Consider the following 16,136-nt stretch of genomic DNA (forward strand, 5'->3'; position numbering starts at 1 on the left):
TGCGACACTTGGTAATGCTCCCACTTTTTAAGAACAGTAAGGCACATCGTACGAAGTGGCTACAGTGATACTAAAGACTGATGTGAAAAGAGCGCAAGACTTCTCTGAGTGCCGCTAGGGTGAAGCATACAACCGCCTATATTATTGCCAGCGCGGCTTTTAGCGTTGCAATTTCATCTAGTGTGAGTGGTCGCATTTCTCCCTCTGCTAATGCTGCTTCAGTACAAGAGTCTTCCGCCTCTATCGCTAACCTTAGCGTCATTAGCTCGACGCGTTGTAAGTCGATAACCTTATAGCGTAAGGCGCTGGCCATACGCCGAATTTGCCTATTTAAGCCTTGCGTCAGCACGATTTCAAAGCTGTCCGAACTGAGGCGGCGAACTTGGCAGGGCAGGGTTTGCACATCTTTATAATTCACTCCATTGGCCATTTGCTCAACAAAATCATCTGCGAATGGCCTATCGAGACGCACATGGTAGGTTTTGCTGTGGGCAAAACTGGGGTGCATCAGTTTATGGGTCAGCTCACCATCGTTAGTTAACAGCAGTAGGCCGCGGGAATCTTTATCGAGCCTGCCGACGGGGTAGAGTCTTGGCGCTTTGGGAAGCAGGTGTATAAGGCTCGTTTCATCTTGCTCAAGTAAACGGCAATCCGTGCCCACAGCTTTGTTAAATACCCAATAGGCGAGCGTTTCGGCTTTAGTGATAGGTTTGCCATCAAACTCAATACGGTCGAGGCAGTTTAATGACTCGTCTAAACAGATGGGATCTGTGTGGCGGGCGATACCGCCATTGAGTGTGATGCGCCCGGCCTCGATCAAACGGCAGGCTTCACGGCGTGAGCCTATGCCACACTGGGCGAGGTATTTTGCTAAGCGCATGGATTACCCTAAAGTATTTGGCGTTCTTGGGCGCGATGATACAGTATTTTTGATAGGCGCCGCATTGCAAAGGCTAGGCTTAAACACCAAATAATACTCAAGTTAGTTTGGAGCCACATATTGGCTGAAACAGTACAAAAGTGTGTTTGGGGCACACAGGGAGGGAAATCCAATATGGTCCAATCTAATTGCAGGGTTAAACTCACTGCACTACAAAAGCTGATCAGGCTCAAATAGAACAGTGGCTTTGGGCAAATAAACCGAGGCACTATCCCCGCTATAATCACAAGGCTGTGTAAGATGAGGGTGCTTAATAGATAACTCGTTGAAACTATTCTGTGTATGCTCAAAAAATTAATGGGGAATATTCCCATCAAAATCACAGAGACTCCTACCCAAGCACCTGTAAGTGCTATGCATTGGCTGAACGTATCCAGTTTTAGTAAGTAGAGCCCGGTCATTGAAATGAGTATGCAGAGCCCTGCAGCCAATAAGCTTAAATTAAACACATAAGCGAGGGGTGAGTTGATATAGTTACCTAAAAAATCAGCTCGTATTTGTAAGACTTGAACTCCAACGTTTTGATATTCAGCATAAATAGCAATTAAAACTCCAGAAGCGCTAATAAAGGCTGCGCCTACAATCAACCATGTAATAAGACGATGTAGATCGTAATAACTTGGTTCTTGGTGATAAAGAGGATTCATGGGGGACTAAAAATATACTGACGGGATATGACCACATTGAATGCGGTAACTTGCCTGAATTGTTTAATGAAGGCAAGCGAGTTGATGCTTTTTCGTCAAAAGAGGGCTTTAAAATGACAAGGAACGCCTAGTGCGTTCCTTGTCATAAACGTTAGATTCTACTCATGCATTCAAATATCATTTAGTGTCGTTTGCGGAAAATTACAATCGCAACAGCCACTACGGCTAAAATCATACAGTACCAAGCGTGTGATACCGCTGCTAATGGCGTGATGCTAAAGGTCGAAGCAATTAAGAGTGCCTGTGCACCATACGGGATCAAACCTTGGATAATACAGGCGAAAATATCGAGTATGCTGGCGGCACGTTTTGGACTCACGCCATGCTTCTCTGCTAAGTCTTTTGCAATATCCCCCGTCACCACGATAGAAACCGTGTTGTTAGCCACACAAGAGTTAGTCACTGCGACTATACCTGCCATGCCTAGCTCAGCAGCGCGGCATGAAGCTTCACCTTGCGCCTTGGAGAAACGAGTGATCAGCTTTTCAATCTGTTTACTCACAAAGGCAAGACCACCTTGCTGCTGCATGAGTGCGGCTAAACCACCCACTAGCATAGATAGAATGAAAATCTCCTGCATATTGCTAAAGCCTGCATAAATATCTTTACCAAATTGGATCACGCCGTAATCCATAGTAAACAGGCCGGTTGCGCCCGCTAATAAGATACCTAAGGTCAAGACCACAAATACGTTCAGACCTGCCACAGCTAAGATCAAAATGGTCAGATAAGGAATGACCTTAATAAGATCGATATTCTGCGTTGCTAATTCTGCTTGGCCTTGTCCGGCAAATACAAAGGCGATTAAAGTTAGCAGTGATGCGGGGATAGCGAAAATCAAATTTTCACGAAATTTATCTTTCATATCACAGCCTTGGGTGCGCGTAGCTGCAATAGTGGTATCGGAAATAATCGACAAGTTGTCACCAAATAGAGCGCCAGACATCACGGCTCCCGCCATCAGTGCATAGTCGATTTGCGCTTGGTCGGCTACGCCTAGGGCGATTGGAGCGACAGCAGCGATTGTCCCCATAGAGGTTCCCATAGCCGTTGCGATAAAAGCGGCAATCACGAAGAAACCAGGTAGTAACAGGTTCGATGGGATTAACGATAAACCAAGAGCAACAGTAGCATCGACGCCGCCAGTGGCTTTAGCGACTGCAGCGAAGGCGCCTGCAAGTAAGTAAATTAAACACATTGCAATAATATTGCTGTGACCAATACCGCCAATAAAGGTATCAATCGATTGATTTAATTTCTGTTTTGATAAAATCAACGCCAGAATGATTGCAGGTAAAATAGCGATAACGCTGGGTAATTGATAGAAGGCAAAGTCGACACCTTGGCTTTGGAAATATACACCCGCGCCAATGAAAAGACCAAGGAAAACAAATAATGGCAACAGGGCAATAAAAGATGCCGGGCTGTGCTGTGTTGCTGTTGGATTGCTCAAATGTTATCTCTCTTTCGCTTAGGGTTTTTCCGCAGGATCCTTGGCAGTCAAACTCGCTTAAATTCAGTGTTGCCGCGGCATCGTATCCTAGCAACTTGAGGCAAAGCATATTTGATCCCTGATAACCTGTCAATTTAGACGTCTAGATGTTTTTACTTCCGTTGTGATCGATAGGTTATTAATAGGTTGTATAAGATGAGAATTAGTCTTTATTTTAATTATTAATCAATACTTTAATAGTTTTTGTTCAGGTTGGCTTAGAGGGTTTATATCTGATTTAGCGTGTATTTCAACTGAACGGAATAGCGTGAAATTTAAGCGAATGACTGGTGTGATGGAGTAAGCCGGCTATTTATTGCTCCATTTAGTGTGAGTTGTTGGTGGGTAAGCCAGCATAAATAACGTAAATGATGAGTGGCATTAATCAATAGGGCTCATTTGGGGACGTATTGACTTAGTTCGCTTGTGCAGCGTTGTGATAGCCATGGTACGTCAAATAACTTTAATAAAACCTTAATAAGCAATCTATTGTTTTTAAATGTAAAACAGTTTCAAGCATCTAAAATCCCCATAAAAACTAATGGCAACAATTTGTATTGAAGTAGAGACTTTAATAGAATCCGCACAAATTATGTTAATTACTCTTAGTGCTTTGTTTAAATTTAACTGGATGAAGCGTTTATTGCTGATCCCTCAGATCTTCCTACTACAGTGGGTATTATCATGATACGTCGCGCTAAGCCATTACTCGGAACGCTGGTGGAAATCGCTGCCGAGTCACTGCCAAATCAAAGCGGTGAGGTACAACTTAAAGATAAAGTATTGGAAGCGGCTATTAGCGCGGCTTTTTCGCGTGTGACCCATATTGGGCGGTTGCTGAGCTTCCATCAACAGGACAGCGAGTTAAATCAGTTAAATCGGCAGCCGGGAATTTGGGTAACGTTAAGCCAAGATAGTTTACGAGTGCTCAAGTTGGCTAAGGGACTGGGTAAGGCGAGCAACAACTTATTCAATTGTACCGTTGGCGGCGAAATGATGTCTCGCGGCGCTTTGCCTGCTTACCTTGGTATGCCATTGTTATTGCAAGGTGACTGGCAAGATATTGAAATAAAAGGTAATCAAGCGCGATTAGCTAGACCGCTAATTTTAACCTTAGATGGTATAGCTAAAGGTTATGCGGTTGATATGGCAGTGAGTGAGCTGCGTCGCGCTGGCGTGAGCGGAGGTTGGGTCAATGCGGGTGGCGATTTAAAAGTTTTTGGCAGTGCATCTTTAAATGTAGTGTGCCGCGGTCCATTAGGAGCGAGCCAAAAGCTCTGCGTTAGCAATATGGCGCTCGCCAGCTCAAGGGTCTCACAAACCTTAAGTCATGATTACCCTGCACTATTACTACCAACTGGCAATGTTGCCGATACGAACGTCGATGCTGAAAGCGAGCGTATTGTTAGTGTGAGAGCTTCTTTTGCTTGGCGTGCCGATGCGTTAACGAAAGTCGCAGGTTATCTTAATCCCGACTTTGCCGCTGAAAAAATTGCTCACTTGGGTGGTCAATTAGTCAGTTTTGATTGATGTATCTTTTGGCTGTTTTACAGCTTTTGCAGATGATTGAATTAGAAATTCAATCATTACTGTGAGTTAACATTAAACAGTTAGTACTGTTATTCGCACTTTAACGGGTGAATCGATACAACTTGGGTTTTGTTACCGTTATTTGCAACTTGCATACGGTTGTGGGCTTTTATTGTCTTCAAGCTTTTCTTGGTATTATTTCCATTAAAAAGAGTGCCTACATTGGGCACTCTTTTCGTTTCAATGGTTTATCGCTAACCATGTGTCGTTAGTCATTTATCTTAAGCGACTTTAAATCGCGCAACTTCTTTTTGTAGATTGCTGCAAATAGCCTTAGTGTTGACGACTATTTGCTGCGTTTCTTGGATCACTAAGTTGCAGTATCTTGTTTTATCGGATAATTCGGTCAAGTTACGATTAATTTCTTCGGTCACATGGGTTTGCTCTTCGGTCGCAGTCGCCGTTTGAGTGGACATCTCACTGACCTTAGAGGTGGAGTTTAGAATTTCATCTAATGCATCTTGGGTCTGGCTGGCGAGGGTCACGGTTGATGTGGTCAGGCTAGCTCCCGATTCAATGCTTTTAACCGCATCATTTACTCCGCGTTGCAACTCTTCAATCATGCGCTGAATATCTTGGGTTGAGGTTTCGGTACGACTCGCTAGTGTACGTACTTCATCGGCAACTACGGCAAAGCCACGGCCCTGTTCGCCAGCACGCGCCGCTTCAATGGCCGCGTTAAGGGCAAGGAGGTTAGTTTGCTCAGCGATTGAGCGGATCACATCAAGCACTGAGGCAATATTGGCAGAATTGACTGAAAGTTTTTCAATAACAGTCACGGCATTTTTAACTGATTCAGACAGTTGCTGAATATGATTAACGGACTGGGCGAGGATATTCTTACCCTCTACTGTTTGGTCATTCACCTTAGTGATTTCGGTGGCAGTATGAAGAGCGTTACTGGCGACTTCTCTTACGGCTGCACTCATTTCATTCACTGCTGTGACAATGGTATCGACAAACTGCTCTTGTTCATGGCTGATGTTGATTGTGGTAGCTGACTTAGTTGCAAGGCTTTCAACGGTTTGGCTCACATCTTTAGTTTGACCAATAATCGAGATGACCATTTGCTGTAGCTGCTCTACAAATAAGTTAAATGCATGGGCGAGCTCGCCGATTTCATCCTGACGTGTGATAGGGATCCTTTGGGTTAAGTTACCGTCACCATCGACAATGTCATTGATCCTGCTAGTGATATCTTCAATTGCATTGACTATGATTTTAGGGCCGAAGTAGGCAATCAACAGCGCCACAATGGCGACTAAGCTCGCTATCGTTAAGGATATTTGGGTTTGGGTGGTTGCCTGTTCCGTTGCTTGTAAATCTAGCTCTTTTACTCTGTTATCGGCGGCTTCGCCCGCGGCATTGTAGATATCTCTTAATGCCTTAAATTCTTGCTTGGATTTGGTTTCGTGGAGTTGTTTCGCGCGTTCAAAGTCATTACTTTTGACTGCATTAATGACCTCTGATGAGGCTTGATACCAGAGCGAAAACTGCGCCTCAAAGCCACTGGTTGATTGCAGTACTTGCAGGTGATCTGTCAGGATTTGTTTAAATTCTCCCATTCTGTCACGGGCTTGATCGACATTCTCTTGCCAGTTATCAATCTCACTTTTGCGATTATCGGCAGATAATTCTTCCCTGAGTAACACTTCTTCACTTAGCTGCGCTTGATAAAGGTCGCGATCTGCATTGAGAATTGCCGAAATTGCGGGATTAAATAACTGACTAAATTCCTGCATCTGTTTCACAGTGGCACGGCTTTGCATAGCGTCGGTGACCGCCATGACAATGAGGGCTGTCGCCATAATGGCAAACATCAGTGAAAACTTAACGCGAATACTGTTAAACATAGGACGATCTCCATTAATAACTTAATAAATAGCTTAGCCGTTATTTATAGAATTGCCTTTGCATGCAGCAGATTGCGATGGGATTTTGTACACATTGAAATAAGCGAAACCGCCTTGGTCACAGTTACCAAGGCGTTGACGCATTACTTTGGATTATTCAGGACAAGCTAGGGTAGGGATGACTTTAGGCTTAGGTTTTATCTGCACTAGCATGACGCCAATAATGACCATAGAACCGCCAATATAATGATAAATGGCTAAGGTTTCATCTAGGATGATGGCCGCCAGTATCGCCGCAATAATAGGCATTAAATTAAAGAATACGCTGGTGCGATCGGCGCCGAGTTTGCTTATGCCATTGATCCAAGCCCACGGCGCTAAAAGTGAGGCAGCGATAGCAGCGTAAAGTATCAGTGGTGCTGATTGGGCACTGATCGCTATGCTGGGACTCGTAAACAGCAGTGGCGTCAGCATGAATACGGCTATGAGTCCTTGAATATAAACCGATTCCCAAGTCGGTAGTGGCAGTTGCCAGCGTTTCAGTAATACGCCATAGAGCGCATACACAAAGGCGCTAAAGAGCAACAGTAAATCACCTTGAGTCACGCCGATGGCAAGGTTCATCATATCGCCGTGACTGAGCATAAAAATCAATCCAAATAGCGAGATTAAGGTGCCACCAAAGGCTAACGGTGATAATTTTTGCTTGAGTAATGGCACGGCTAAAAACAGACTGATCATCGGCACGAGAGAGGTGATTAATGCCATATTTGTTGCCGTGGTGGTTGCCGCCGCAAAATAGGCCAGACTTTGGTTTAGCACCATACCTAACAAAGCCAAAGTAGCGAACTTAGGTAACAAAGGTAGTATCACTTGGCGTTTTTGCCAGACGCGATTTGCGACAAAGGGTGTTAACAATAACATAGCGAAAAACCAACGGTAAAACGCTATTGCTTCAGGATCGATAATCCCAAATGAGAGCTTGTTGACTATCGAATTGCCTGCCCAAATTAATACGGCCAACAGGGGAAACAAATACAGCATGGTCTTGCCTTTAGGTACTGGCTAAAGTGACTGGCCTTAGCTTATGGCTTATCACTTAAGCATCCAGATAATAGATTAGTGGCTATTATCCATGGTCGGTTATGATATAAATATCGCTTATCAGACAAGGTCAGTTCCTCTACGGACAAGCGTAATCTGGGTTAGCGATTTCGTTTGAGTTTTTTGGACCACCATAGCTTTGAGGGCATCAAAATGCGCACGGTTTACTATCCGCTCACGGCAGAGCAAGAGCCTGCTGCAGATATCTTCTTCAACTATGAAGCTTTCCTGCCAAATACGGTAACGCCAAAACATCAACATGTTTGGGGACAACTGCAGTTAATCAGCGGTGGAATTATGGAGTTACATGCTGCAGGGCAACGGTTTTTATCGCCGTCACAATATGCGATTTGGGTTCCTGCGGGGATAGAACATGAAAGTTATACTCGGCGCAGTATTCATTATTGCTCGATGAATATAGTTGCCGAGCGAGCTGCGGCTTTTCCCATAGAGACCTGTCTTTTAGCCGTGACATCCATTGCCCAATCGATCGTGAACGATCTGCGGGAACGGCAAGTCACTGTGGCAGAAACTGCGGCGGATAAGCGACTGGTTGAGGTTTTGCTCGATCAGCTGACCTTGGGTAAAGCTCTACCGCAATTTCTGCCCACCGTTTCAGATAAACTGTTACAGCCGTTGTTGCTGGCACTTGAAGCCGACCCTGCGAGTTCGAAAACCTTTAAATCTTGGGCCAGTGAATTACATACCACAGAGCGTACCTTAGCTCGTCGCTGCCAAGAGGTTCTGGGGATGAGTTTTACTGAGCTAAGACAAAGGCATAAGTTTATCTATTCCTTACAACTATTACGTCAGGGACTTGCGATCAAAGAAGTGGCATTGACGCTCGGCTATAACCAAACTTCGCCTTATATCGTGATGTTTAAAAAATATGCTCAGTGCTCACCTGAGCAGTATCGCCGCCGATTGTGATTGAGTGGCTGATGGAGCAAGGCTTAATAAAGGCGAGATAATGAGATCCTATGCGAAAGTCGCGCTAGATGATGCACTAAAAATATTGGGGGAAACTGTGAAATAAGATAGGGTGCTAAAGTATTAACACCCTATTTTCGGCCTATTTAAAGAGAGGATTTAAGGTTTTTTACAGAGTTAGATAAGTTAGTCGGAAGCCTTTTGGCGGTTCCGTTTATCTTGACGCTTCTCTTTTAAGGTTTTCATTGGCGGTTTTTTGTTTTTTTCTTTACTCATAGATATAAACTCCAAAGTGAAGGTTACTATCCGAACCCGCGCCGCAAATCGGTTTCGATAGTTGGGCTCAATTTTTTATTTCAGGCTTTAATTGAGACGGTTTATTTATAAAGAGTATAAAAATAAATTTAACGATTGAGGCGCCGTGCTAAACCTCTTAACCCCTTTGCTGTTTACTCTAAAGCGCTGCCATGACTTATACGTAAATAGTTGCAAAGAGTCGTTAATTGCAGTGTTAAACTTATCTAAAGTGTCTCTTTAATAAATATCGCGGCCAGTTAATGACTTCAAAATAACATTCCCTCTTATTATATTATGTTGAAAATGCCGCTATAAGCCGCCGCTAATAGCGAGTTCAAAGCATGTTGCCACTGAATTGAACATGCTTTATTTTAAAATGCTTACAGCCTAATAATCATATCTTTAAAATTTTATGAAATGTTGTCAAGTAGCAATACTCAATAGCTATTTACAAAAAGTATGCCCAAATGATTTTTTCTATACAGACTTTTTAGGTTGTTTTTTCGTTAAACTGACATCTTTAATCATAAACAGAACTGGTTTGCCTAAAATGCTCACCTCTGCCAGTTCGCCCTTTGATAACCCAAGTAAGCTGACGCCTAAATCTGATATGACAGAGAAACGTCCTGCACTGGGTTTATGCCTTGGTGGATACACGAGTTCAATTTGGTACTCTTGCTGATCCTGCAGATTAACTAAGTGAATTTCTCGTCCCACAGTCACTTTATCACTCGTCGTATCATGCTTTAGCTGCTCAAGCTTACTAATCACGCCTGCCAAAGCCGTTGGGCGTAGAGAGGCATTAAAACTGTTTTGTAAATAATAGGTTTCAGTTTTTAGAATAAAATTCTGGAAAAGACCACTAAAAAAAGAATATGCCATTGCCGCCTCTGAAATAACAAAGTTAAAATATAAGCATAGAAATTAAAATGAGTATTACTCTGTGCTTATTTCACAAGAAGTTATAATTCTGCCGAGCGCGAGTGACGCTCGGCTTAGACTGGGAATTTGAGCGAGAGGCGGATTGAGCTTACTGAACTAGATGTGTTAGCTAACACATGGGAAAATAGTGATGAAAATGCAGTGCTAAACATAGTGTTACATCTCCAGTCAAAAGTTGATATTCGATTGATTATTTATTTTTTGTATATCGATTTAGTATATCGGCCTTGCTGTTAACTAAATCTTGCCATTAACTAAATAAGTAATTGCTTGGCTGATACCATAGGTCAAGTAAAAATATAAAGCAAGCCTAACTAAGCTAATCTTGCTGAATATACTGATAACAGCAAAGCTAGATTTAACATAGTTTTAACTTTGCTACATTGAGGCTAGTCTTCGTCAATTTAATGCTAGCACTCGTAAAGTAAACTGAGCACTTGTTAATTTGGCGGAACTGAAAGCCAAATTAATTCAACCATTGAATGTTCTAGTGCAATGTCGCTAGATGCTATGGGCACTAACTGAATTAAGCCTTAATATAAGCTTCTAAAGTCAATATTTACTTAGGTTGTTAAGCCCGCACCTTTTAAAAGTATTTTGATACACATAGAGACGAGGAACAGACAGCTTACGCTTGTACACCAAATCAGCACTAACCAGCCGAGTCGATGGGCGAGGGATTTCGTTTGGGTCGTCATGTTGATCTCCTGCATATGTAAAGTCATCTAAAGTGAATCAGCGACCTAAGCCAAGTTAGCTTCAGTCGTGTTGTGGGAAGCCTCTTTTACCTGAGTCATGGCTAGTGATAGCCAGCATCCTTGGTTACTTTGCCGCGGAACACGTAGTAGCTCCAAAAGGTATAAACCAAAATCAGCGGGATGATCATCAGGGCGCCGACGAGCATAAAGCTTAGACTGCTGTCGGGGGCTGCTGCCTGCCAAAGGCTGATGTTGGGTGGAATAATGTGTGGCCAGATGCTGATCCCTAAGCCACTAAATCCTAAGAAAATCAGCCCTAGAGTGAGTAGAAATGGCTGATAGTTATCATCACGATTTAGGGATTTTATCAAGGCCCAACTGCAGGCTAATACCAGTATTGGCACTGGGGCGAAGTAGAATAAATTCGGTAAACTAAACCAGCGCAGGGCAATATTGGGTTGCACAAAAGGCGTCCATAAACTGACTAAACCTATGGTCATCAACAGGCATAAGGTCAGTGCTCTGCCGAGTTGTTGCATGGTCGTTTTAAGCTCGCCTTGGCATTTTTTTACTAACCAAGTTGCGCCGAGCAGAGCATAGGCCAGCATAAGGCCAAAACCGCAGAAAAGTGAGAAGGGCGTTAACCAATCGAAACTACCGCCGCTAAATTGTTGGTTACTCACCGAAATGCCGGAGATAAACGCCCCCAGCACTACGCCCTGTGAAAAGGTGGCCGTGATAGAACCGAACATAAACGCTTTATCCCAGAATGGTTTAGCTTCTGCGCCCGACTTAAATCTAAACTCAAATGCCACGCCGCGAAAAATCAATGCCAGCAGCATGATGAGCAGCGGTATGGTTAGCGCTTCGAGCACTATGGCATAGGCGAGGGGAAATGCACCGAGCAGGCTGGCGCCGCCAAGCACTAACCAAGTTTCGTTTCCATCCCAAACAGGGGCGACGGTATTGACCATAATATCCCTGTCGTCCTCGTCGTGAATGAAGGGAAACAGTATGCCGATGCCGAGATCAAAGCCATCCATCACGATATACATTAAGGTGGCAAAAATGATGATCCCGAACCAAATCAAGGGTAGATCGAATTCCATGGTGAGCCCTTAAATATGCTTAAGATTGAATAAGTAAAACTAGATTAAAATTAATGGCTTGTTGCTGCGCTATCTGGCCCTTTGCGGATGAGTCGCATCATATAGCGATAACCAACGCCAAAGATGCCACAGTAACTGACGATAAAAATCCCTAGGCTGATACTTAGGTGGGTAACGCTGTGGGAAGACACGGCATCCTGCGTGCGCATCAATCCTTGGATCACCCAAGGTTGACGGCCAAGCTCGGTGGTAAACCAACCCGCTAGTGTGGCGAGCAATCCGGCGGGGCCGAGCACCAATACAAATCGCAGAAAGTGTTTGTTGCTGTAGAGGCTGCCTTTGCACCTGAGATAAGCACTCCACAGTCCAGCAAAAATCATCAATAAGCCTAAGCCAACCATGAGCCTAAAACTCCAGAACACTAACAACACATTGGGTCTGTCCTCGGCGGGATACTCAGTCAAGGCTGGCACTTGTTTGCTTAAATCATGCTGTAAGATCAGGCTCGCCAGCCCTGGGATTTCGAGACTGAAGTGGTTTTTCTCTGCGTCCATATCAGGAATCGCAAACAAGATAAGCGGTGTGGGTTTGTCACCCTCATTACGCCAATGGCCTTCCATCGCCGCGACTTTTACAGGTTGATATTCAAGGGTATTTAAACCATGAAAATCGCCAATCACAGCTTGCAGCGGTGCGACAATTAACGCCATCCACATCGCCATAGACAACATCTTGCGGATCGCGGGCGTGTCGTTACCTTTGAGTAAGTGCCAAGCCGCCGATGCGCCCACAAAGAAAGCCGATGAAATAAAGGCCGCCACTGTCATATGGGCTAAACGATAGGGAAATGAAGGGTTAAACACTATCTGAAACCAATCCACTGGAATAACGCGATTGTTCACGATTTCAAAACCTTGGGGCGTCTGCATCCAGCTGTTTGAAGCTAAGATCCAGAAGGTCGAGATAATCGTGCCCGTGGCGACCATACAAGTGGCGAAGAAATGCAGGTTTTTACCTACCTTCTGCTGACCAAATAGCATGACCCCCAGAAAACCCGCTTCGAGGAAGAAGGCGGTGAGGACTTCATAGGTGAGTAGCGGCCCAGTTACGCTGCCCGCGAAGGCGGAAAAAGCGCTCCAATGGGTACCAAATTGGTAGGCCATCACTATGCCTGAGACCACGCCCATGCCAAAGTTTATGGCAAAAATCTTCGACCAAAATTGATAGAGTTGTTGGTACACCTGATTCGCCGTTTTCAGCCATAAGCCTTCTAATACCGCCAGATAAGTGGCGAGGCCGATAGTGATGGCGGGGAAAATAATGTGAAAAGAGATGGTAAAAGCAAATTGGATCCTAGCAAGTACAGTGGCATCAAAATCAAACATAATTTCCTCGAGAGATAAGAGTCTCGTTACAAAGGCATTCATTAATGCAGTGTCCGCTAAGCCTTAAATTGGCTCCACGGTGAAAGCTTGTGTGCTATTAGACCATGGGATATGCTGGCTATAACAGACACAGAATATCTTGACTTGGCTATAACAGATGACGAAGTACGAGCAGTTAGCGCAGGAATTAAAGACACGAATAGCCCAAGGTGTCTGGCAGGCGGGGGACAAGTTGCCGTCGCTGCGCCAAACTGTGGCCGATTCGGGTTTGAGTCTGATGACAGTGCTCAATGCCTATCAGTTATTGGAAAGCCAAGGCGTGATCTCGGCGCAGGCTAAGTCTGGCTATTTAGTGGCGCCAAAGCCGGAATTAATCGCGCGGCAGGGAGAAGCCTTTCGTTATCCCGAGCGACAAAAGCCGATTTATCTTTCCGATAGCGTGGATATTAATGAGTTTGTATTCAATGTTCTGCAGGCTTCAAAGCAGGCGGATATAGTGCCCTTTGGCTCAGGATTTCCCGATCCTAGTTTATTCCCGCAACAAGCACTGGCGCGATCTTTAGTTAAGGTGACTCGGCACATGTCACCTTCTTTTGCCGCCGATAATTTACCGCCAGGCAATGCGGGACTGCGTAAGGCTATCTCCCAACGTTATGCCAAATTGGGCATGAGCATTTCGCCCGACGAAATCATCATTACCTCGGGTGCCATGGAGGCGCTCAACTTGAGCTTAGCGACGCTGACTCAAGCGGGTGATTGGGTTGTCATTGAATCACCGACCTTTTATGGCGCGATGCAAGCCATTGAACGGCTTAAACTCAGGGCGATTGCGGTTGCTACCGATCCACAACAGGGGATTGATCTCGAGGCGTTGGCAGAAGTATTAAAAACCTATCCAGTGAAAGCCTGCTGGTTGATGAGCCAACATCAAAATCCCTTAGGTTGCAGTTTATCGGATGCTAAAAAACAGGCGCTTTATCAGCTACTAAACGAGCATAAGGTCAGTCTGATTGAGGATGATGTTTATCAAGAACTCTATGTCGACTCGAGCGCGCCAAGGCCAGTAAAAGCCTTCGATACAGAAGGACGGGTGTTGCACTGCGGCTCATTTTCTAAGTCTTTGATTGCTGGTTATCGTGTCGGCTGGGTGGCGGCGGGATGCCATGCACCGCAGTTACAACGTTTACAAGTCATGTCGACATTATCGACCAGTGCGCCGATGCAGCTCGCCATCGCTGATTTTATTCAGTCGGCGCAATATGAACGGCATTTGAAACAGTTACGTAAAAAGTTAGCCAGCCGTAAATTGGCCATGTATCAATTATTGTGCGCGCATCTGCCCGAATCTGTGGGGGTCAACTTCGCGCAGGGCGGCTATTTTCTCTGGTTAGCGTTGCCATCACACATGGACGCTACACAAATTTATTATCAGGCGATTGAGCGTGGGATCAGTATTGCACCCGGAAATCTCTTTAGTAATCAGGTCGAATTCCGCCATTTTATGCGTTTGAATGCCTCATACGAGTGCTTGCCAGAGATAGTCTCTGCGGTCGTGGTGCTGGCCGAACTTATCCGTAACTATTCGCGCCGAAGTTAAAGATGTGTCTAAAAAAATTTTAGACTTCTAGATGTCTATCTGTTAGCTTGTTGAACATGCACAAATCTTGTGCAATTCTCAATGTCGATTGAATACTGGGCTGTTACGGATAAGGAAGGGAAAATGAAATTAGAGTCACTGGCATTACACCATGGTTATGAGTCAGAAGCGACCACGAAGGCGGCCGCAGTACCTATCTATCAAACGACCTCTTATACCTTCGATGATACCCAGCATGGTGCTGATTTATTTGACTTAAAAGTCGCTGGTAATATTTATACACGGATAATGAATCCTACCACTAGCGTGCTAGAGCAACGTCTGGCAGCCATTGAAGGCGGCATAGGTGCGCTGGCTGTGGCATCGGGTATGGCGGCGATTACCTATGCGATTCAAGCCTTGACTCAAGTTGGCGATAATATTGTCAGTACCAGTCAGCTCTATGGCGGCACTTATAATCTGTTTGCCCATACGCTGCCGCGCCAAGGCGTTGAAGTGCGCATGGCGGCCTTCGATGATTTTGAAGGCCTCGATGAGCTGATCGATGACAAAACTAAGGCCTTATTCTGCGAATCGATTGGTAATCCAGCCGGCAATATTGTCGATTTACAACGTTTAGCCGAGATTGCCCATAAGCATGGCGTGCCTTTAATTGTCGATAATACGGTCGCGACTCCAGTGTTATGTCGCCCCTTTGAGCATGGCGCCGATATCGTTATTCACTCTTTAACTAAATATATTGGTGGCCATGGCACAACGATTGGCGGCGTGATTATCGATTCAGGCAAGTTCGATTGGGTGGCGAATAAGGAAAGATTTGCCTTACTTAACCAAGCCGATCCTTCCTACCACGGCGTGGTCTACACCGAAGCCTTTGGCCCTGCGGCATTTATTGGCCGTTGCCGTGTGGTACCGCTGCGTAATACCGGCGCCGCACTGTCACCGCACAGTGCATTTTTACTGTTGCAAGGCCTTGAAACCTTAAGCCTTAGAATGGAGCGCCATTGCTCGAATGCGCTAGCATTAGCCGAGTATTTAGTGTTGCATCCTGCGGTCAGTTGGGTGAACTACGGCGCCTTGCCGAGCAGCCCTTATCAGGATAATTGCCACAAGATCACTGGCGGAAAAGCTTCTGGGATAATCAGCTTTGGGATTAAAGCGGTCACAGCAGAAGAAGGTAAGCTTGCTGGCGGACGTTTTATCGATGCACTGCAGATGATCCTGCGTTTAGTGAACATTGGGGATGCGAAATCCTTGGCCTGCCACCCTGCGAGCACTACGCACAGACAACTCGATGCCGATGAACTCGCAAGGGCGGGTGTGTCAGAGGATCTTATCCGTATCTCGGTTGGGATTGAGCATATCGACGACATCATTAACGATGTGGCGCAGGCGCTCGATAAGGCACTGGCGAGCAAATAGCTCGTATCGAATAGTCCATATTAAATAGCCGATACCTCATCGCTTTATTAAATCGTTAACAGTAAAAAGC

At 45.0% G+C, this 16,136-nt stretch carries 12 protein-coding genes; 4 read left to right on the top strand and 8 right to left on the bottom strand.

The window, feature by feature from the left end:
* Window positions 1-136: 136 nt before the first annotated feature.
* Together HGO26_RS10080 and HGO26_RS10090 are read right to left on the bottom strand one after the other, a co-directional pair.
* A complete protein-coding gene (locus HGO26_RS10080; protein WP_168824939.1) occupies window positions 137-880 on the bottom strand; it encodes a 23S rRNA pseudouridine(2604) synthase RluF in 744 nt (247 codons plus the stop codon).
* 888 nt (window positions 881-1,768) lie between these two features.
* Entirely contained in the window at window positions 1,769-3,100 is a 1,332-nt protein-coding gene (locus HGO26_RS10090) for a Na+/H+ antiporter NhaC family protein (RefSeq protein ID WP_113939862.1), read from the bottom strand.
* 723 nt (window positions 3,101-3,823) lie between these two features.
* On the opposite strand from HGO26_RS10090, the gene HGO26_RS10095 reads away from it, so the two are divergent.
* Window positions 3,824-4,669 carry an FAD:protein FMN transferase gene (locus HGO26_RS10095; protein ID WP_168824941.1) on the top strand — a complete coding sequence of 282 codons (846 nt, stop codon included), beginning with the start codon at window positions 3,824-3,826 and terminating at the stop codon, window positions 4,667-4,669.
* Window positions 4,670-4,950: 281 nt separating this feature from the next.
* Here the strand turns inward: HGO26_RS10095 and HGO26_RS10100 are convergent, their stop codons facing one another.
* Window positions 4,951-6,582, bottom strand: a complete 1,632-nt coding sequence (locus tag HGO26_RS10100; RefSeq protein ID WP_168824943.1) for a methyl-accepting chemotaxis protein — start codon at window positions 6,580-6,582, stop codon at window positions 4,951-4,953.
* A gap of 153 nt (window positions 6,583-6,735) precedes the next feature.
* Window positions 6,736-7,626 (bottom strand): DMT family transporter, encoded by an 891-nt coding sequence (locus HGO26_RS10105; RefSeq protein WP_168824945.1) that lies wholly within the window; start codon window positions 7,624-7,626, stop codon window positions 6,736-6,738.
* A gap of 213 nt (window positions 7,627-7,839) precedes the next feature.
* On the opposite strand from HGO26_RS10105, the gene HGO26_RS10110 reads away from it, so the two are divergent.
* Complete coding sequence (locus tag HGO26_RS10110; RefSeq protein WP_168824947.1) at window positions 7,840-8,616, top strand: AraC family transcriptional regulator; 777 nt, start codon at window positions 7,840-7,842, stop codon at window positions 8,614-8,616.
* A gap of 774 nt (window positions 8,617-9,390) precedes the next feature.
* Here the strand turns inward: HGO26_RS10110 and HGO26_RS10115 are convergent.
* The 4 genes from HGO26_RS10115 to HGO26_RS10130 form a co-directional block, all read right to left on the bottom strand.
* Window positions 9,391-9,795, bottom strand: a complete 405-nt coding sequence (locus HGO26_RS10115) for a GreA/GreB family elongation factor (protein WP_028759523.1) — start codon at window positions 9,793-9,795, stop codon at window positions 9,391-9,393.
* A 623-nt stretch (window positions 9,796-10,418) separates the two neighbouring features.
* Entirely contained in the window at window positions 10,419-10,553 is a 135-nt protein-coding gene (locus HGO26_RS10120) for a DUF2474 domain-containing protein (RefSeq protein ID WP_168824949.1), read from the bottom strand.
* Window positions 10,554-10,654: 101 nt separating this feature from the next.
* Complete coding sequence (gene cydB / locus HGO26_RS10125; RefSeq protein ID WP_168824951.1) at window positions 10,655-11,662, bottom strand: cytochrome d ubiquinol oxidase subunit II; 1,008 nt, start codon at window positions 11,660-11,662, stop codon at window positions 10,655-10,657.
* Between the two features lie 50 nt (window positions 11,663-11,712).
* On the bottom strand, window positions 11,713-13,047 hold the full coding sequence (locus tag HGO26_RS10130; RefSeq protein WP_168824953.1) for a cytochrome ubiquinol oxidase subunit I: 1,335 nt from the start codon (window positions 13,045-13,047) through the stop codon (window positions 11,713-11,715).
* 157 nt (window positions 13,048-13,204) lie between these two features.
* On the opposite strand from HGO26_RS10130, the gene HGO26_RS10135 reads away from it, so the two are divergent.
* Entirely contained in the window at window positions 13,205-14,644 is a 1,440-nt protein-coding gene (locus HGO26_RS10135; protein ID WP_168824955.1) for an aminotransferase-like domain-containing protein, read from the top strand.
* 123 nt (window positions 14,645-14,767) lie between these two features.
* Window positions 14,768-16,066 carry an O-acetylhomoserine aminocarboxypropyltransferase/cysteine synthase family protein gene (locus HGO26_RS10140; RefSeq protein WP_168824957.1) on the top strand — a complete coding sequence of 433 codons (1,299 nt, stop codon included), beginning with the start codon at window positions 14,768-14,770 and terminating at the stop codon, window positions 16,064-16,066.
* The last annotated feature ends 70 nt before the right edge of the window (window positions 16,067-16,136 follow it).

Origin of the sequence: Shewanella oncorhynchi, from assembly GCF_012584455.1 — a bacterium.
Lineage (GTDB): Bacteria > Pseudomonadota > Gammaproteobacteria > Enterobacterales > Shewanellaceae > Shewanella > Shewanella oncorhynchi.